Raw genomic sequence first — 18,697 nt, 5'->3', positions numbered from 1 at the left:
TTCAGCCATTTTCCGCACAGAGCGGACGGTACGCCGGGATCGTCTGGTTTAACTCGTGCGATTGCGCCTTTATGGCTGCCAGGGCCTCGGGGAGGGTGGTCGTTCTGAATTCGACCGTGTCGCCAGGCATCAATTGCCCGGCCAGGTGGAGGTCCGCTGAAATCACGACCGCGATCTTCGGATACCCGCCTGTAGTTTGTCGATCCGCCATCAGGAGGATCGGCTGTTCATTCGGAAGGACCTGCAAGGCGCCCATCGCTGTTCCATCCGAAATGCACTGCCCCGTTCCCGCGTGCGTTAGCTTGGGCCCCTCTAAACGGTATCCCATACGATCCGATTGGCTGGAGAGCCGGTAAGCGTTTGTCGTGAGCACTTCGAGCGTCTGTTCCGAGAAGGAGGCGCGTTGCGGGCCTGGCAGGACGCGAAGAGTGGTGCGGGACGAGTAGGCGGGACGCAAGCTCCCCGGAATAGACCGCCCGATCCTCGTGCTCCTGTGCGAGGACTTCGCTCCGCTTATCAACACGTCACCCTGTGTTAACGCACGGCCTTTCATTCCGCCGGTCTGACTGGATGTATGGGTTGACCGGCTTCCCAATACGACAGGCACATCGATGCCGCCGGCGATGGCCAGGTAGCTGCGAGCCCCTGCACGGCGTGCTCCGAATGCGAGTCGACTGCCTGCCTTTACCACTACGCTGGCCCAGAGCGGCATGCCGATGCCATTCACGGACGGCGTGAGATCGGCTCCCGTCACGGCAACGATCGTATCCTGTTCAAACAGGAGTTCCGGACCTTTGAGGGTAATTTCCAGCGCGGCGTCCCGATCTCGATTGCCTACCAGTCGATTGGCGACGATATATGAATATCGGTCCATCGCGCCGCTGACGGGAACGCCATACTGCTGATAACCGTATCGACCCAGGTCTTGCACGGTCGTAAACCACCCCGGCTTGACCACTGTAATATGGGCTGGCTCACGCATGTTCATTGTGCACCGCCGCGACACGAATGCCCGCCGACTCGAATTCATGGCGGATCATCCATGCGAGAGGAACGGCATCGAATGTATCGGCGTGAAGGCACACGCTGTCGGCTCGGACCGGCAACGAGGCCCCATCGATGCTCATCACATAACCCCTCATGAGTTGGCGAACCTGCCGTCGAACGTCCTCCTCTGTCTGCAGCACGGCGCCGTACTCTGACCGTGGCACGAGCCTGCCATCCGCCCGGTAGGCTCGATCTGCAAACGCTTCCTCAACGACAGTGAGACCCCCCGCCCGCGCCGCTTTAGTGAGTTCCGAGGCTGCCAGGGCATACAGGAGGAACGTGCGATCGATAGCTTGCACCGCGTTCACGATGGCCTGGGCGACTGAGGAATCTCTGGCGGCCATGTTGTACAACGCCCCGTGGGGTTTCACATGCTTGATCGTGAGGCCCTCGCGTGCCAGCACGTTAGCCAGCGCTTCAACCTGAGTGATGACGAGCACTTTGATTTCCTGCGAGGAGACGATCGGTTCCGTTCGTCCAAAGTGGGCGGGGTCACGGAATCCTGGGTGCGCCCCGATGCCTACGCCATACTCCGCTGCGAGTTGTGCTGTCCGGCGCATGAGGTCCGGTGTCCCTGCGTGTCCCCCACACGCAATATTCACCGACGTGATGAGCGGCATCATGTCCGCGTCGATGGCGCGCCCTTCAGGCGTGTCCCTTTCCCCCATGTCGCTGTTCAAATCAATCCGCGTCATCATGCAGTCCACCTCGAATGCGATCGAAGTCCTGTGGGGCTATCGGCTCGAACCGGACCAGATCCCCGGGATTCAGGAGGAACGGTCGGGGGTCGTTCGGACGATAGAGGGAGACCGGGGTGCATCCGATCAGGCGCCATCCGCCCGGTGTTGACGTCGGATAGATACCCGTTTGGCTTCCGGCAATCCCGACTGAGCCGGCCGGTACCGTGATGCGCGGTGCCGCCAGGCGAGGCATGGCCAATGGCTCCGGCACCGAACCGAGATAGGGAAATCCAGGACTAAAGCCGAGCATGTACACCCTATACTCGACGGAAGCGTGCAATCGGATGGCATCGGCGACAGACATTTTGGCAAAGGCCGCGAGGTCTTGTAGATCTGGGCCATACGGGCCTCCGTACAACACCGGGATCGTGTGACGCCGGCCGGACGATGTCGCCTGGCATGAGTTCGTGTGGGAAAGCCGGCACAGGCGGTCCATCAAGGTGTTCACGTCCAAGTACAGGGGATCGACATGAATCGTCACCGAGCGATAGGTGGGGACAACGTCTAAGACGCCCTCCCAGGCTTGTGCGCGCACGGTGTCGGCAAATGCAATGACGTGCGCGTTCAACGTCGGATTGATCTCGTTTCCGAATTCGATCGTGACGGCTGCATCGCCGAGAGGTAGGAACCGGAAGGTGGATGCCCTCAATGTAGGTGCGTCAGACATGGTGTCGTGTCAGGTGAAGGTCTACAGGCGGATATAACCTATAGGGTTTATCGTCTCTCGTAAAGCAGCACGGCTGTGGCACAGAAGAAGGTGACGGGAATGAAATGGCGAGTTTACGGCACGCTCAAGAACCTTCACCTTGCCGGCGCCCGCCTAATCGACGATCAGTGTGCCCGCCATGTTTGCGTGACCTTTGCGGCGACAGGAATAGAGATAGGTCCCCGGTGGAGGGGCAAGGACAATCCGAAGGGACTGCCCGGGGCGAAGAATGGTGGGGGAGGAATCGGCAGGCTCATCGGTCGCCCGAGATGGCGGTGTCTCGGCGGCGTACGTCAGGATCGGGCTGTCGAACTCATGGACTTCCCGGCCGGCGTTGTAGACCGAGAGCCTGAGAGGAGATGACGCTTTCACCTGAACGAAGTCTGGCACAAACCGGTAGTCTTCTGCGGTGAGGAATACGGTTTGCCTCGGTGCGTCACAGGCCACGAAGGACGCGAGACACAGGCAGAGGATGATGCCAAGAAAAGGAATGACCGGATTCCATCGCGCCGGAAGCTGAGACCGAAACATATTACATTTCTTGAAGGCTCACGCAGGGGCGTTGCCGCGCTTCCACTTGATGCTGCAGCCGATACTGGGCCTCTGGTTGCGGTCGACCGGCTTTCCGGCGAGCACGGCATCGATCGCTGCGCGCAGATCGCGGCCGGTGACCGGCTTGTTGCTGCCGGGTCGGCTGTCGTCGAATTGTCCGCGGTAGATCAACCGGCGCTCGGCGTCAAAGAGATAGAAGTCCGGCGTGCAGGCGGCCTTGTACGCCTTCGCGACTTCTTGGGTCTCATCGAAGCAAAAGGGAAATCGAAATCCGAGGCGTTGGGCCATTTCCTTGAGGCGCTCCGGCGCGTCATCCGGATAGTGGGCAGGATCGTTGCTGCTGATCCCGACGATGCCAAGCCCTGTGTCCACGTAGTCTTGTCCAATCTTGGCGATCTCGTGCTCGATGTGCTGAACATACGGACAGTGGCGGCAGAGGAACATGACCAGCAATGCGGGCTTTCCGGTAAACGAGTCGAGTGAATAGATCTGCCCGCTCACGACATCCTGCAACGCGAACTGAGGAGCGGCTGTTCCGAGTGGGAGCATTATCGAGGCCACTGACATAGATACCTCATTCTGTCATTGAAAAAGGACCGGTACTCACTACGGGCGAAAAACGGACTCTTACCAAGAAACAGGCACTAACCTGCCGTGTGGGCTCCCACCCGATACAGTAGCAGCAGACTTCCTTGCGACTCAAGAGCCGGGTCGAGGACGTGTGCGATGATGGTATGAATCTTCGTCATCCATTCAGGTTGCATCCGCTCACGTCGCATCCGCGTCATTTAATCCTTGGAACGTTGACGTGGGAAAACCCGGTGCAGTCCCGCTGATGTCTCATGTGAACGTTGCGGCTCACCTTTTCTTTAACAGCGGCTTGCCTTCCACCGCGCATATTCATCCAGGCCCTTACAGAGATCTTTTATGAGCCTAAGCCACGTGACATGATAGGCCTCCAACAGGTATTCTTACCGTTACATCTACATCATGCCTTGGTAGTGTCTCATGGTGTCGTAGGGGGCCTTACATGCCCAGCCGTCTTCTCATCGTCGATGACGATCCCGACCTTCTGGTCATCCTCCCCGAAGCGATTCAGCTTCGTTTGCCGGACTCGGTAATTGACACGGCCCCGTCCAGTCAGATGGCGTTGGAGCGGATTAAAGTTGTCGACTATGATGCGATCGTCACGGATATTAAGATGCCCGGCATGGATGGCCTCGCGCTGATGCAACAGATTCGTCAGATGCGGCCGAGCACTCCCACCCTGCTGATGACCGCGCACGGCGAACATGACTTGGCGGTTAAGTCGCTGGAGAGCGGCGCCTATGCTTTTCTCCAAAAACCACTCGACCGTGTGTTCCTCTCGGCGTGGTTGAAGCGGGCGATCGAGCTGCGGCAGCTGACTCGTGCGCTGGAGGAGAGCGAGGCGCGTTTTCGTATCCTGACGGAGGCGGCGTTTGAGGCGATTGCGCTCAGTGAGAATGGTCATGTTCTCGACGTCAATCAGGCATTTCTGAGTCTCTTCGGCTACGAGCGGCAGGAAGTCATAGGCATGGCCCCCGCTGAGTTTCACCCGCCGGAATTTCGGGACGTCGCCCGCCGCATGAATCTGTCGGGAGACGAGATGCGGTACGAAGCCGTGTGCCGGAAGAAAAATGGCCTGACGTTTCGAGCTGAAATTCGAGGACGAGCCGTACCCTACCGGGGGCGCACAGTCCGCGTGACGGCTCTGCATCCAGTGAGCGGTATGAAACAGGATGTTTAGACTGACGGAACGAGAAAAGTCCTGCCTGAGTAAGTATCGGTTGTCCAGCAGGCGTTGATGAATAGTCCACGTTACGCTCATTTCTCCAGAGTAGCCACAATCGTCTTATCACCTTTCACCAGAAGGCATTGCTGGAAGAGAACGGCGCCCCCCTCCGAGGGATCATGCTAGAATTCTTGTGACTTTCCGGAAAAGATACAGCTCGACACGAGCGTTCTGGCCTTACGACAGGAAATGACAGGGAGGTATGGTGAATGGATTGGCACGAAATCGAACAGAAGCTGCCCACGATGAGTCAGGAGCAGCTAATCGAGTCACTCAAGGTCTGTCTGCAGCTCATTGAACGAATGGAACGTGAACTCGGGGATGGAGCTCGCAAGATGGATGAAATGACGGCGCTCCTACATAAACTGTCAGAAGGCAAATCCGTGAACGAAGGGACATAATCTCACTCCATGCATGACTCGCCTTTTCCCCATCAACGCTTGACTTCATGCGGAGGGGTGCCTAGCCGTACGCTGCTGCCGGTCTCCATGCAAACAGCCCCTTAAGTAAACAGCATCGTTACGACGGCGATGAGTGCCGGCACGAGAATAAACGAGGCAGGACGTAGGCTGTTCCACAGTCCCCCTGGCTTGCCCGTCACCTGGGGCAGGATTCTGTGGACGCGCGGGCACTCCCAGAGGACAAAGGGTATTCCATCACGGTCCCGGATTTCAGTCGCTACTAAGCTGTTCTGACATGTCGAACACATCATGGGATGCCTCCGTTTCTCCGGACTATTGCGCAGTGCCCTATCCTTCATTCATTGGGCATGCCTGAGGCGATCTCCGTGATCGTGCCGCGATGTCAGCCGCTTAAGCGCATAGCGCAGAGGGCGTGGTCTTATCGAGACAGTCCAGATTGTCTCATGAGACGGTGGTCTCCGCCTCCTTCCGGGGATCATGTTACAATTCTGCTTACTAGACGAGACGATGACTCCTCAAGGTCAGCTCCTGTACGCCTGCAACCATGAGCCGCGCGACCTTGCTCCTTCTCGTTCAGCTGGTCTGTGGAGCGTGTTGGGTGGTCGAGTCGAGCGCGCCGTCCTTCACCGATCTCCCACTCGACCTCAGACGCGACCACATGGTCAAAGAGCAGATCATCGAACGAGGTATCGGCGATCGTGCTGTCATCCAGGCCATGCGGCGGGTGCCGCGTCATCGCTTTGTTCCCGAGGAATCCCTCCCGTTGGCATATGCCGATCGACCTCTGCCGATCGGCTACGGTCAGACCGTCTCGCAGCCGTACATCGTGGCGTTCATGACCGAGGCGCTTGAGCTGAAGCCGGGGGATCACGTCCTGGAGATTGGCACGGGGTCGGGCTATCAGACGGCCATTCTGGCGGAAATTGCGGCTCAAGTCTTCACGATTGAAATAGTAGAGGCGCTGGCGGAGGAGGCGGCCGCCACGCTCGCGGAACTCGGCTACACCAATGTGCACACGCGAGTCGGGGATGGCTTCGGTGGATGGCCTGAAGCAGGGCCATTCCAGGCTGTTATCGTCACGGCCGCCTCTTTAGACATTCCGCATGCCTTACTGGAACAACTGGCCAGCGGGGGACGATTGCTTCTTCCCGTCGGCAGAGCCGAACAGCATCTCGTCCTCTATCGGCGCACGGCTGATGGCTATACTCGCAGTGATCTTGGCCGTGTCCGTTTTGTCCCTCTCGTTGATCCAGACGGCTTACCACGATAAAGATCACGAGCCGATGAAAGGCAGTATGGAGATCAGGATGCGTGTCGCTATGAACGTGTCCTTCTTCCGGGAGTGCGAGCTTTTTACACATGCGAGTATTTAGCATCTCCAGGGTGGCCTTATAGTCCTGTGTTGATGTGATGGATTTCAGCGTTGAGGCGAAACGTGCAATCGTGGCGGAGTCATTGCTCGCTGAAAGAATCGAAGGAATCGTTGACAGTATCTAAAGGGTTGGTGTTGAGAAATTATGTCGGTAAATGTGACGATGATGTCTCGAAGACTATGGGCAAGGTTCGCTGTTGCAGTCTCGCCGAATTAGAACGCTTTTGTGTGATTGAAAGCCCCGACGCTGGTGCATGGACGTCCGTACTGAACCCGTATCAAGGGAGGGTCAGTTCCAGCCTTGGCGTCTCACCCCCGATTTGTCGCGCGAGATCCCGGTACTCCGGCTCGTTCAAGCCGATTGCAGCCCGTCGAAGGGGCACGTGGAGGAGTGATGGACGGAATTCTGTGATCTGCATGTACGGGAAGCGCTTTTCGCCCGTTGCGAATGGCACCAGGAAGTCGAGACCCTGGCGCAGGCTGCGTCCATCTGCGGTGCGGTAGTGCCAGAGGTCCACATTCACGCGGTCGCCGAGCGCAGCCAATTGCGTGAAGGCGGTGAGGTTGAAAGTGCTGTAGTCCCACGCGCGTGTGCGTTCGAGCTCGCGCGGCTGCCTGCCGTCCGGCTCGAATTCCTCGCGGATGTCGGCCTTCGCCTGCTCGAAGTTCGTCCGCCCCACCTCGGGCTGCCCGGTATAGAGGGCGAGAGAGACCACCTGCACGTCGTACCAGGTCTCCTGATTGTTTCCCCTGCGCGCCTCGTCGCGTCCAAGTGAGCTCTCGAGGAGCCACTTCAGGTAGTCCCGCATCCAGTCCTTGAATGCCGTGTCGTTTGGCGCGCTCCACACCGACGAGCCTTGCAGAAGTATCACGCCATCGATGATCGCCGGCAGGAACCGGGTCTCGATGATACCGGCCGCTCGCCCCTCAGCGATGCCCGGAATACCCTGCCCAAACCGCAGGTGTGGATTCATCCGCGTCGCCGCATTGAGGAACCAGACCCGAACGAGTCGCGCGGCGTGCTGCGCGTACTGTTCGCGGCCGGTGAAATGAAAGGCGAGCGCGAGCGTCGAGACGGTATCGGTGAGGCGTTCGAGATTCTCGCGATCGGTGATTCGATCGATCTCCGGGTTCCGCCGGCCGTCCCGGCGAATGTACGGTCTGCCATCCGGTTTGGACGGGTCGGGCCACCAGTACGGCGCCTGGCTCATGTAGTCGTGCTTGTCGCCGCTCGGCGGTGTGATGTCCTTGTCCATCACGGACATCGGCGCGACGCTCAGCGCGCGGTTCGCGTCCGCTTCGAGCGCCGTCAGCGCGGTCCTGAACTGTGGTTCTCCCCGACGCAAACTATCACGTACGCGCGCCACATGTGCGCTGTCGAATATCAGGAGTTGAGGACTGCTGGACGGCGCGCCCGGTGCCGACGGAACCGTCGCCGACGGATTGGGAGAGCCAAGAGTGATGGTCTGTTCGAGTGGGGTCTCGGCCGAGGAGGTTCCAACGTGGACGGTGTAGTCCCCCGGAGCTGTCACCCAGCCGCCGCGCCCCCACCCTGGTACCGGCGCGTCGTTCTCGGGCACCCAGTAGGAGAGCGGATGGTTCGACGCGGACGAGTCGATGGTGAGGGTCACCGTCTGGCTCGCGCCTGGCATCAGATCGACCTTCCGAAACCCGACCAGCCGCTTGGATGGTTGACCCGCCGCCGCGGGCAGCGTGACATAAACCTGCGAGGCCTCAGCCCCCTGCCTGGGGCCCGTGTTGGTGATCGTGTACGTGACCGTCACCACGGCGTGACCCGTCTGCTGAAAGGTGCTTCCGACTGAAAGACCACTGTACACGAACGTCGTATATGACAGACCGAACCCGAACGGGAACACCGGGGTCACGTTGTTGGCCTCGTACCACCGGTAGCCCACCTGCAGCCCTTCCGTGTACTGCGCGGAGAACCGTTGCCGGTTCAACCAATGCGGGGGAGGAACCCAAAGGCCGGGGAACTGCGCCTCTGTGGCATAAGCAGCCTCCCGTTCCGAATTGCCGAAGGTCATCGGCAGCTTGCCGGACGGATTGCGCACGCCGAAGAGGATGTTGGCAACGGCGTTGCCGTCCTCCTGCCCCGGATACCAGGCCTCGAGCAGCGCCGGCACTTTGTCGAGCCACGGCATCAAGACCATACCCTCGGTCTTGAGCACGACCACCATCTTCTGCGCCACACCTGGGGCGGCAGTCAGCTCTCTCATGAGCCTTTCTTGGTTGGTTCCCCCGCCTCGTGGCGGGTTGGGCAGATCATACTCGCCCTCGTTCAATTCGTCATACGCACAGAAATTGACATCGGCGGGCGGGATGATCGGCAGGCTCAGAGACTCCCGGTCGCACAGCTCGTGCGGGTTGTCCCCCACCATTACGATCACCACGTCCGACTTCTTCGCCAGTTCGACAGCGGCGTCACGGTCAGCTTTGCTTCCGGTCCCGCCCGCACTTTCGACAGCGACGTTTCGGTCAGCTGCACTTTCGTCAGCGGCGTCTCGGTCAACTGCACTTTCCTCGGCGGCGGCTCGGGCAGCTGCACTTTCGTCAGCGGCGGCTCGGGCAGCTGCACGTCCGGTCCCGCCTGCACTCTGGTATGTCACCGTGGCTGAGGAGCCCATCGCCCTCAGCACGTTCTCGAGGCCTTGCCGTGGCGTGACCGTGTAGGGAGCGACGACGTTCGTGTTGTTGGCCCTGACGGACCGCGGCGGCAACTTCGCCATGCCGGCGTACCACTGTGCGCCAATGAGCGCGACCGATCGGATGTTCGTCGCGTTCAGCGGCAGGAAGTTGTTCTCATTCTTGAGCAGGACGATCCCCTGCTCGGCAATCTCGCGAGCCACCCGGCCGTGGGCGGCGAAGTCGGGAACTGACCCGTAGAGCGCATCGAAGTTTGTGTCGAAGTGCCCGAACTTGAACATCTGGACATAACGACGCCGGAGCATCTGGTCGAGGTCGCTGACCGTGATGCTGCCGTTGGCGAGCGCGGCCCTGATGCCTTCGCTGCCCGGATTCCCGCGCTGCCCTGGCTGCGGATCGAGCGAATAATGCAGGGGTGTGATATGGGACAGCTCCCAGTCCACCCCCGCCTTAATCGAGGGGGCGACGTCGTGCACCGCGCGTCGGTCGGTGATGACGTATCCTCCGAATCCCCAACGTTCGCGCAGTGTCGTCTTGAGTAGGTCCTGGCTTGAGCACGCGGAGACGCCGTTGATTTCGGGGAAGGCGCACATGACGGAGGCTGGCTGAGCCTCCTTGACCGTCATCTCGAACGGCAGCAGGTACAACTCATGCAGCGCGCGTGGTGGGATGACGGTGGCCATTTGGCGCCGCTGTGTTTCCTGCTCGTTGCCGGCGAAGTGCTTCGCATTCGCGTGGATGCCATGGGCCTGGATGCCTTTGATCTGTTCCACTGCCATCACCCCTGACAGGTACGGGTCCTCGCTTTGGTATTCGTAATTACGTCCACCGTAGGGATGACGGTGCAAGTTCATACCGGGCGCGAGCATGACCTGGTGCCCGTCGCGCCGGGTTTCATCGCCCAGGATATCGCCTAATCGACGGTTCAGTTCAGGATTGAACGTCGCCGCGCTGGCCGGGGTTGACGGCAGCCCAGTCGCCACAGGCTCAGGGAGGCAGTCACCCCCGCGGACCCCGGTGCCGCCGTTGATCATGCGTACGGTTGGGGTTTTGAGTTCGGGGATACCTTGGATGTGACGCCCGATCGGCGTGAATTCACACCCCGGCGGCCGGTTCGCAGGATTCTCCGCAGGCCGCGTGTCGTTGGAGAGCTGCTGAACCTTCTGTTCGAGCGTCATCCGCGGAATCAGCAGGTCGGCGCGCTGTTCCGGCGTGAGGTTCGTGTTCATCCACGGCAAGCCGGGCGCCCTCGACACGTCGCGTTGGGCGCAGCTTAGACCGACGAATACAAGAGCGACCATCATTACCGTTCGCAAAACCTTGGACATAATGTTCCTCCTTGAGCATTAGATCGCGAACGGATGGCCCAGCCGTTCGCGGTCCTCCCAGCTCGCCCTCGTTGGACCGGCATTCGTTTACGGCCTGCCGAATCAGCGGCCACTTCACTGTCTTTTGGTGATCGCAGCTACGGATGAAGAGCCGATGGGAGGTCACCATATGACCTCCCATCGGGAAGCCCTCAGGGTAAGGAGGCCAGTCCAAAGTGCCTGAGGACTGCATTGCTGTGACTGACCGTACCCCGTCTACCGAATGGCAACAGGAAACGCTTCGGCGCCTTGATCCTCGGCAGCGGCTTTCTTGACGTCCACTCCGCCGCGGTTCAAGGGAAGCAGCCGCTGGTCATCGGCCGGCAGCACCCGGAAATAGCCCCATTGCCCCGATTGGGAGTAGGGCAACCGTTGGTTGCTCCAGACATAGTCGCCCGGTAATTTATACGGACCGCCGGCGGATCCAATAAATGCATCGATCACTTCCGAACCGCTGAATTCCACGACGCTGATCTCATCGGCGCCGCGCATGTATGGCTCGATCGGCCACTCATGCTTCTCAACGCTGAACATCTGATTTTGTTCGTTGTTCGCGCCGAAGACATGGATCCGCACGGGATCGCCGGCGTGCGCCTCGATGGTCGGCGTCACCGGGTCTTCCGGCTTGTCGGCCGTACACGGCTGAAACATCTTGCCCAGTGAACAGCCAACTTCCTCCCGGTATTTGTACGGTTCCGAACGGTAATTGACCCCGGTGAGTCCCGCGACGTTTTGCACATACGGCATGAAGCTGGTGCCGATGATATTGTCCTCGTCCTGGAAGAAGAGTGCCACGTCGCGATAGTTCATGCGCATCTCGTTTCCCGGGATGGTTCGATCGATGATCACATCCGCCGTCCAACTGTTCTTCGTCGAAATATCCGCGCCCGTCTTGGGATCCCGGTACTTCGATCCTTTGGGACCGATGATGACGGCGCCGAACAGGCCGTTGCGCGGATTCAGCATCACATTCCCCCAGTCCCAGACCAGCGAACTCGTCTCGCCCAGGAACGGATCGGCATAGTAGGTATAGGTGCGGTCACTTCCCGGGGCAATAGTCTGATCGCCCGGATTCTTCCCGACGTTCGCGCCCAGCGAGTCCTTCGGATCGAACGCGAGTCCGATGGCCGAGAAACTCGCATGGCTCTCCTTCATCTTGTTCTTCAGATTGACCTTAATGCAGTCTCCAATATTCGCGCGAATCGTGAGCGGCATGGGTTGCACGCCTTCTGCGACCTTCGAGACGTCCTCTTCAAGCGTGTAGATTTTGGCATCGGCGTTCGCTATCTGGATCGTTCGCTCGAAGTCGACCTCGATTGTTTCGGGCGCGTTCGGATTGAACTTCATGCTCGGGAAGTCTTGCGCGATCACGTTGAAGGTCTTGACGGGCGCATCTTCCGGGCAGACGGCCTGCGCCTTCGGCAGTTCGTTTCGTGCCGAATAGCCGGCTGGAAGTTTCTGAAGATCAGGCACTTCCTTGTCTAACACGCGGACGATGCCCCACGCACCTTCAGAGAATTTAGAGGAGCGCCCATTGAAGTGGATATAATCGCCCGGCTGAAGCCTTGGCCCTCCGGCTTGCGGCACGACCAAGTCGTACCGTTCCGCGATGCCGATATGAATAGAATTTTTCCTATTCGCATCCCCCGCGTACCGTTCTGTGAGAAACGTATGCCCCGACAGCGTCCAAGTCATCGTTTCGTTCATAAGGGAATGCAGCAGCCGGAAGACCATCGTGTCTCCAAGATATGCGCGCAGCAGCGGGGTATCCGGATCTCCATGGATGGCACTGTTGAAGACTTGTGAGGCATCCGGGTTATTGGCCAATCGCTGCGCAATAGGCTCCGCCCGGAAGTTTAGGCCGCTCCCGGTCGTGTGTGTCCCACCGTTCAGGAACGGCATCGGCGTCATCGCAATCTTCTCGGGCATCATGAACGACACCGTCTTGCCGGCTTCTAAGGCCACTTCAATCGGCTGGCCCGGCGGATTGCCGGCAGTCACGATATTGACCGTGTGCGGGACCGTATCGTGAACTTGCACCATCAATTCGCGGAAGCTGCCATTGACACCATATCCGACCGGTTCCGACGTTCGGATGTCGGCAATGGGGCCACTCCGGATTTCCTTGCCGGTCTTGGGATCATGATAGGTCGACCCAACCGGTTCGATCAGCAGGGTTCCGAAACCGCCATGCGGCCAGGTGGTCGCCCCGAAGGCGTGGTCGTGCCAGAAGACCGTTCCGACATCCGAATCCGCCCAGAGCCGTTGCCGTACGAATTCCACCGTCACGATGTCGTTAGCCGGATGGTCGAACCGAAGCGGCTTTTGGAACGTGATAGTGTTCCCCTTAATCGCCTTGATTCGCGCCACTTCATTGCCCTTCACATTATCGGCGCCGACCAGCAGTTCGGTCCCGACATGGTACTGAGCCGCGTTCTTGACCGTAATGCTCGCCGCGCCTTTCTTCGCTGGTGCCGTTATGACGGAGTTCATTGGCGCAGGCAGGCCCTTTTTGGTCTTCTTCTCCAGCATTGTAAAGGGACGGACCGACTGCTCGTAAGACATACCGGTGATGACACCGTCCGACGCCTGATTATCGAACTGGAGGAAATGGGGATGGATGTTGATTTTCGAGGATTGGAAATTGGTGTAATCGTCGTCCTCCCATTCACTGGTCAACATCCAATCGACACAGTCGTATATGTTGGCGCGGTAGACCAGGGGGTACTTCAGGTCGTCGTTGGCCCGCACGGCCGCTTCTTCTTCGTGGAGCACATAGATGAGTCCGGTGGGATCGACCAGCGGCGGCTCCTTGCCCTGCTTCTTCGACATGGTGATGGGCAGCTTGATAAAGTGAATGTTGTAGTATTTGCGGCCGGCATTTTCGGGACACAAGCTCCACCGGCCATTTTCTCCCGGCTTCGCATTCTCAGCCGTCCGCTCCCCATTCTCGTCGACGTGGATCGGCTCCAGCCACGGGGCGCCTACATGCCCGGGCGAGAAGATGACGCGCTTTCCAAAATGAGGGCGCAAGTGCGGGAATGCGACTTTCCCGGTGGTCGGCTCAAACAAAATGGGCTGCCGCTGTCCCGGAGTTTTTGATTTATACTTGGGGTTCACGATCGTGCTTTCTTTTTCGGTCATTGCCCGGTGGCCTTCCCATGTCCAATCGAGCACCGTCGCATCGTACGCGACGATCTGGGCCTTCTCATCGTCTTTATGACCGGGCTTTCCCTGCGTCGGTAGTTGCATCTCCACCCAATCCTTAATAGTCACCACTGCCGGATTGGACTTCCAATTGGACTTTCCCTTGTCCACGATCTGGAAGGTTTTTCCAAACCAGTCGACGGTCCTGCCGACGAGCGCATCCGACGTCACACCGGGTTTGATGCGGCCCTGGCGGTCGGGCAATTCGCGCAGATCCGGCATGACGTCATTGTGATAGTCCCCCTGCTGCAGCGTGTTGTAGACGCGCCAGTAGCCCCACATCCCGGAGACGTAATGGTGCGCGACATGACAATGAAACAGAAAGTCGCCCGACAGTTGCTGACACAGCCCCGACCCGCACTCGGTCTCGAGATCGAGCGCCTCCGACGGCCCGATCACTTCCGTATCCACGCGGTCGGTCTTCGCGCGAATCACGGGATATTTGACGGGTCCATTCTTTGCGGTGTGCCACAGGGGCATCTCGTCGATGGCTCGCGGGCTGCGAGGCCACCGGATCGAGCCTCCGTGTGGATGATGCGAGTGGAACACTTCCGACCCGCCATGCACCAAGCGATATTTCGCCGGATCGCCGATGTAGGATCGCGGGATGGTCGTGGGGGCATCTCCGAATGTGTAGGAGCTATACCCCAGCGATTCATCTTCGAAGCCGAAGTACTCATGCTGCAGGTGCATTTGGTTAATCCCAAACGGCTCGCTGCGGTAATTGAGCGCGCGCCCGCCGGGCCGGTACGTGTCGGTGAGTGGATCGCGTTGCGGGAGAAACTCGCCTTTCTTGTTGACCGGGCGGAAGGCTTCGTCGCCGACTTCATGATAGATGATGACAAATTCCCGGAAGTCCGGACCGGTTCCGTTCCGAATGATCGCCTGCCAGCCGCTGGTCATCGGCGTGGGGTCACCGCTTCCGACCGGTTCAAGGTATTCGGACCCTTTCGGCTCCACCACAAACGTCCCGAAGAGGCCCATGACGGTCAATTCCCGGTCGTTGCTGTAACTGTGGAACTGCCGGGCGCCTTCCTGAATTGTGGGATGGAGATACCATTCGAAGTCTTGGCTCGCCCCTTGTGCGACGATCGACTCAGTGTTCGTCGTCGTCGCCGCCTTTCCCGTCGTGCCGATGATCATGCTGGACCCATGAATGTGGAGGCTGACTTCCTCGCCACCCTCGAGTTTGTTCTGCAGCTTGATCTTGACGCAGTCGCCCTGGTTCGCCCGAATGACCAGCGGTTGAATCCATTGGCTCTGCAAGCCATTGATGACTCCACCGGGGTCGTACCCCTCCATCTCACGCGCCGCCTTGTTCTTTTCCTCTTCTTCACGCACCTTGTCGACATTCTCGGTGAGGACGTACATATACCCCGGGTAGAAATCCAGCCACTGGTTGAGCGAGATTTCGACGTTGATGGCCGAGATATCATAGGACCGCACCGGCGCTTGGGCGGGACATCGGCCACCTTCTCGAGCAACCGGTTCAGTCCGTTGGTCGGACATGAGCAGTAGGTCCTGCCCGCCGGCGCCATATTGGTGCATCATCGCCATATTGTTGTAACCGCCACCGGTATGCTGCATCGCCGCATCTTGGTTCAGTTGCACCATAATGCGCTCGTGCTGACGTTCGACCATCGCGGCCCGTTCAGGTCGCCCCTCGAGCACGTCCTCAAGGACGGTCTGCCCTTTCAGCTGTTCGGTCCAGCTCGCGTGAGGGTGGGACATCGCTGACGGTGGATCGAGCGCCGTATGCTTCGGGGCCGGTTCAGCCCACGCCGTCAATGGCCCGCATAGCAGCAGGACGGTGCCACCCAACACGTACGTACCCGCCATTCTGTGAAGTGAAGGTCTAAGAGCTTTCATGATCCCCCTCCATGGAAGTAAGTGAACGGGGCGACAGCGATGTGCAAGAGCCATACGGCCGTGAATAAGACGTTATCCGGGTTCAGCGTGCCACCCAAGTGTCCTTTGTGCAGGCCTTGTTTCATATGGGTTGGCCGCCCCCTCTGAGATCCATCTAGCGAGGGGATGGATACTAAGCCAAGGGAGTGTTCGACAGGAATCAGGCCGGATGGAGCTGGCTCGTAGACACCGCAGGAATACTCCCCCCTCAACCCTATCGCAGGTCTCTATAGGATGATGCGCAGGCTGCGTAAGGATGAGAATTCGCGCGTGCCGGCGTTCTAAGTCCTCGTCAAGCAGGCATCGCTAACGGTAAGTTCGGATGGCCTCAAGCATCGCGCGGTTATGTGCAGGATTCAGGACAGAAAGCAGATGTGTGCCATGCTGTGTTGGTGTAGGGGCATCTTTATTGAAAAGCTTCACCTGTATGACCATCATTTTTCTATAAAAATGGCGGGGACGTACGGTACAAGGCAGGCGGAGTCGAGATGTGAGGTCTACTTCTATTGTCTGGTGTCCCATGGATTCATTCACCAGTGAGTCGGAATGCTGGATGCTTGAGGCTCTCTCGGATGTTGTTTCAGTCGATCCGAACCGTACCCTGGTCCATTCGACAAAGGTAGATTCCTCAGCCGCTCTGTCTGGGAATCGTCGGATGGAATTCGTGGTAGGTGGCGATGAATACGATCGTCTACGACGGTGAACTGTCTACAAGAACTAAAGAGTCGCATTCACGTCGAAGGGCAAGACGGTTTGAGCGTTCGACGCACTTCACTGTCCGCTCTCGAGCGTGGGTAGGGGAGTGATTCGAGGCTTCATTCGAGATGTTCGTTCCTTCATCTCCAGATCAACGGATTTTAAGGCGTTGAGCTGCTTTGACAGTTCTTCTACTTGCTTATCCCGATTCAAGAGCTCAAGAAGAAGCCAGTCGATAGTATCCGTGATTACTTGCTTCTCCTCCAGCCTCGAAGAGGTCCCTAATACGTTCAGCCATGACCTACTTAGGTTCGCCGCCGTACTTTTCGGCGCGGTCCTGATGACTTCTCGGAAGTGGGCCACTGCCGCATCGGAATTGGTGTGTAGCGTCGAGAGCGCCGTCATAAAGTGCAGCCGATCGCACGATCCTTCCTGGCCGCACAGCAACAAGCGTTTCTCGCTTTCGATGGTCGATGGCCGAGGTTTCAGGACTGCAGCCGGACGGTCGGCGGTACGGTCAGCCGGACGGTCAGATGAAGAGGACATCGGCTTTGACGGCTGGGACGATGTCGTGGCGCAGCCGACCACACTGACCACGCCGATCACCACAGCGGCCGCAGTAGACACATGCCGGCATTTCATCATCGACATCGTTATGACTCCAGCGGCAGAATAAAGCGCATCGTTGTACCTTTCCCCAATTCACTTTCGGCCCAAATCCGGCCGCCGTGGCCCTCCACCACTTTTTTAGCGAGCGCGAGCCCTATTCCACTGCCCGGCACCTTGCTTGGCGTGCCGGTAGAACCACCATAAAAGTTCTCAAAGATATGCGGAAGTGATTCGGGTGCGATGCCGCGCCCCGTGTCCGACACGGAAATCTGCAGCGTCTTCTTCTCGACGTCCGGCTCCAGTTTTAAACACACTAGTGCGCCTTCCGGGCTGAACTTGAGTGCATTAGACAGGAGATTATCCAGGACCTGTTGGATGCGAGTTTCATCGACATGGACACGAACCGGTTCGGAGGGCGCATTGACGATGATTCGGATGCGTTCGCGCTCGGCGAGCAGCCGCACTTTTTGAATCGCCGCGTCGACATTACGCATGAGGTCGATCGACGTGGGATGATAGACCATCATGCCGGACTCAAATTTGGCTAGATCCAGCAGGCCGCTGATCATGCTGATCACTTCGCGGCTGCTTTCTTCCATAATTTGCAGCGTGCTGCGCTGATTGTCGGTGATGGGGCCCGGTATTTGTTCCAGTAGTAGCTGTGTCCCCGCGTGGACGGCCGTCATGGGTGAGCGGAGTTCGTGCGTCATATGAGAGAGGAATTCCGCCTTCATGTCATCGAGTTCTTGTAGTTTCGTGGCCATCGATCGAACGGATTCGACGAGATCGCGCAGATCGCTCGGGACCGGCACATTAATGGCGTTCCGGAACTCACCTAGGCCGATCTTTCGGATATGTTCCTGCAGTCGTCGAAGAGGAGCCACAATGGTATACGTCGCCACGCCCGCGAACACGATCCCTAATATGGGGGCGGCTATTCCCAGATAGGCTGTGAGCCGCTCGGCTTGCTGCGACCGCTGCAATGAGTCTTTCAGCGCCGCAGCGACCAGGGTTTCATGGATGTCTAATGATGACTGGAGTGCCGCCGAAATCTCGCCAATTAGGGCCTCCCGTCGGTTCTCATACTCCGACAGTTTCTGACGAGGCGTCGATGCTTTCGGTGTCGTATATCGATGGAACAACGCTGCATACTTTTCCTGCAAGGCCTCCGCTTCGATCAGAAACCGGCGTGAATCCTGCGACCCATCCTGATGTTTCAACGAGGCGACGGTTCGTCGGAACTCGTTCGCTTCCTCATTGAACTTCTCGAGGAACACGTGATCGCCGACGGCGAGATACTCTCGGTCGCTCCGCTCTTGCGCATAGATGTTCGCGAGAAGCCATTTCGCTGTATCGATCGCTGGATAATGGTGCGCAACCAATGAGGTGCTTTGTTCGATAATCTGACGAATCTGGTAAAGAGCAAACATGCTGACCGACGCCATGACAACAATAATCGCCAAAAACCCGATTGTCAGACGTCCAAAAATACTCAATCGTATCGGACCCATGCCGGAACTCCATCAGAGATGCAAAAAGTCTAGCAGTAATCTCTCTATGGTCAATGTACGGGGGGCTGTATCGCTCTTTCATC

General features: G+C 58.6%; 14 protein-coding genes. 3 read left to right on the top strand and 11 right to left on the bottom strand.

Annotation, left to right across the window (positions count from 1 at the left end; translation table 11 throughout):
* Position 1: 1 nt before the first annotated feature.
* The 6 genes from ACWHYZ_RS22690 to ACWHYZ_RS22665 all read right to left on the bottom strand — a co-directional run bounded on the left by ACWHYZ_RS22690 (position 2) and on the right by ACWHYZ_RS22665 (position 3,833).
* Positions 2-988 (bottom strand): 5-oxoprolinase subunit C family protein, encoded by a 987-nt coding sequence (locus ACWHYZ_RS22690; protein WP_447984938.1) that lies wholly within the window; start codon positions 986-988, stop codon positions 2-4.
* Positions 975-1,745 (bottom strand): 5-oxoprolinase subunit PxpA, encoded by a 771-nt coding sequence (locus ACWHYZ_RS22685; RefSeq protein WP_447984937.1) that lies wholly within the window; start codon positions 1,743-1,745, stop codon positions 975-977. Before ACWHYZ_RS22685 ends, ACWHYZ_RS22690 begins: the two co-directional genes overlap by 14 nt.
* Entirely contained in the window at positions 1,729-2,454 is a 726-nt protein-coding gene (gene pxpB, locus ACWHYZ_RS22680; RefSeq protein WP_447984936.1) for a 5-oxoprolinase subunit PxpB, read from the bottom strand. The genes ACWHYZ_RS22685 and pxpB overlap by 17 nt, the downstream gene beginning before the upstream one ends.
* Before the next feature lie 153 nt (positions 2,455-2,607).
* Positions 2,608-3,024 (bottom strand): cupredoxin domain-containing protein, encoded by a 417-nt coding sequence (locus tag ACWHYZ_RS22675; RefSeq protein ID WP_447984935.1) that lies wholly within the window; start codon positions 3,022-3,024, stop codon positions 2,608-2,610.
* Between the two features lie 18 nt (positions 3,025-3,042).
* Positions 3,043-3,612: a thioredoxin family protein gene (locus tag ACWHYZ_RS22670; RefSeq protein ID WP_447984934.1), complete on the bottom strand. Its 570-nt coding sequence runs from the start codon at positions 3,610-3,612 to the stop codon at positions 3,043-3,045.
* Between the two features lie 77 nt (positions 3,613-3,689).
* Complete coding sequence (locus ACWHYZ_RS22665; protein WP_447984933.1) at positions 3,690-3,833, bottom strand: hypothetical protein; 144 nt, start codon at positions 3,831-3,833, stop codon at positions 3,690-3,692.
* 242 nt (positions 3,834-4,075) lie between these two features.
* Between ACWHYZ_RS22665 and ACWHYZ_RS22660 the strand changes: the two genes are divergently transcribed.
* Together ACWHYZ_RS22660 and ACWHYZ_RS22655 are read left to right on the top strand one after the other, a co-directional pair.
* Positions 4,076-4,813, top strand: coding sequence for a response regulator (locus tag ACWHYZ_RS22660; protein WP_447984932.1), 738 nt, complete (start codon positions 4,076-4,078; stop codon positions 4,811-4,813).
* A gap of 254 nt (positions 4,814-5,067) precedes the next feature.
* Positions 5,068-5,259 (top strand): hypothetical protein, encoded by a 192-nt coding sequence (locus ACWHYZ_RS22655; RefSeq protein WP_447984931.1) that lies wholly within the window; start codon positions 5,068-5,070, stop codon positions 5,257-5,259.
* Between the two features lie 101 nt (positions 5,260-5,360).
* On the opposite strand, the gene ACWHYZ_RS22650 is transcribed toward ACWHYZ_RS22655, so the two are convergent.
* A complete protein-coding gene (locus ACWHYZ_RS22650) occupies positions 5,361-5,570 on the bottom strand; it encodes a hypothetical protein (protein WP_447984930.1) in 210 nt (69 codons plus the stop codon).
* A gap of 254 nt (positions 5,571-5,824) precedes the next feature.
* Between ACWHYZ_RS22650 and ACWHYZ_RS22645 the strand changes: the two genes are divergently transcribed.
* Entirely contained in the window at positions 5,825-6,550 is a 726-nt protein-coding gene (locus ACWHYZ_RS22645; RefSeq protein WP_447984929.1) for a protein-L-isoaspartate(D-aspartate) O-methyltransferase, read from the top strand.
* Positions 6,551-6,930: 380 nt separating this feature from the next.
* Here ACWHYZ_RS22645 and ACWHYZ_RS22640 read toward each other — a convergent pair whose 3' ends face one another.
* The 4 genes from ACWHYZ_RS22640 to ACWHYZ_RS22625 all read right to left on the bottom strand — a co-directional run bounded on the left by ACWHYZ_RS22640 (position 6,931) and on the right by ACWHYZ_RS22625 (position 18,614).
* Positions 6,931-10,644, bottom strand: coding sequence for an alginate lyase family protein (locus ACWHYZ_RS22640; RefSeq protein ID WP_447984928.1), 3,714 nt, complete (start codon positions 10,642-10,644; stop codon positions 6,931-6,933).
* 255 nt (positions 10,645-10,899) lie between these two features.
* On the bottom strand, positions 10,900-15,759 hold the full coding sequence (locus ACWHYZ_RS22635) for a multicopper oxidase domain-containing protein (protein ID WP_447984927.1): 4,860 nt from the start codon (positions 15,757-15,759) through the stop codon (positions 10,900-10,902).
* An 810-nt stretch (positions 15,760-16,569) separates the two neighbouring features.
* Positions 16,570-17,145, bottom strand: coding sequence for a hypothetical protein (locus ACWHYZ_RS22630; RefSeq protein ID WP_447984926.1), 576 nt, complete (start codon positions 17,143-17,145; stop codon positions 16,570-16,572).
* A gap of 2 nt (positions 17,146-17,147) precedes the next feature.
* Positions 17,148-18,614 carry a sensor histidine kinase gene (locus ACWHYZ_RS22625; protein ID WP_447984925.1) on the bottom strand — a complete coding sequence of 489 codons (1,467 nt, stop codon included), beginning with the start codon at positions 18,612-18,614 and terminating at the stop codon, positions 17,148-17,150.
* Positions 18,615-18,697 lie beyond the last annotated feature (83 nt).

This window comes from Nitrospira sp. Nam74 (genome assembly GCF_965152615.1).
Note: the sequence above shows the minus strand (reverse complement) of the source record. Positions and strands in the feature narration are given on the sequence as shown.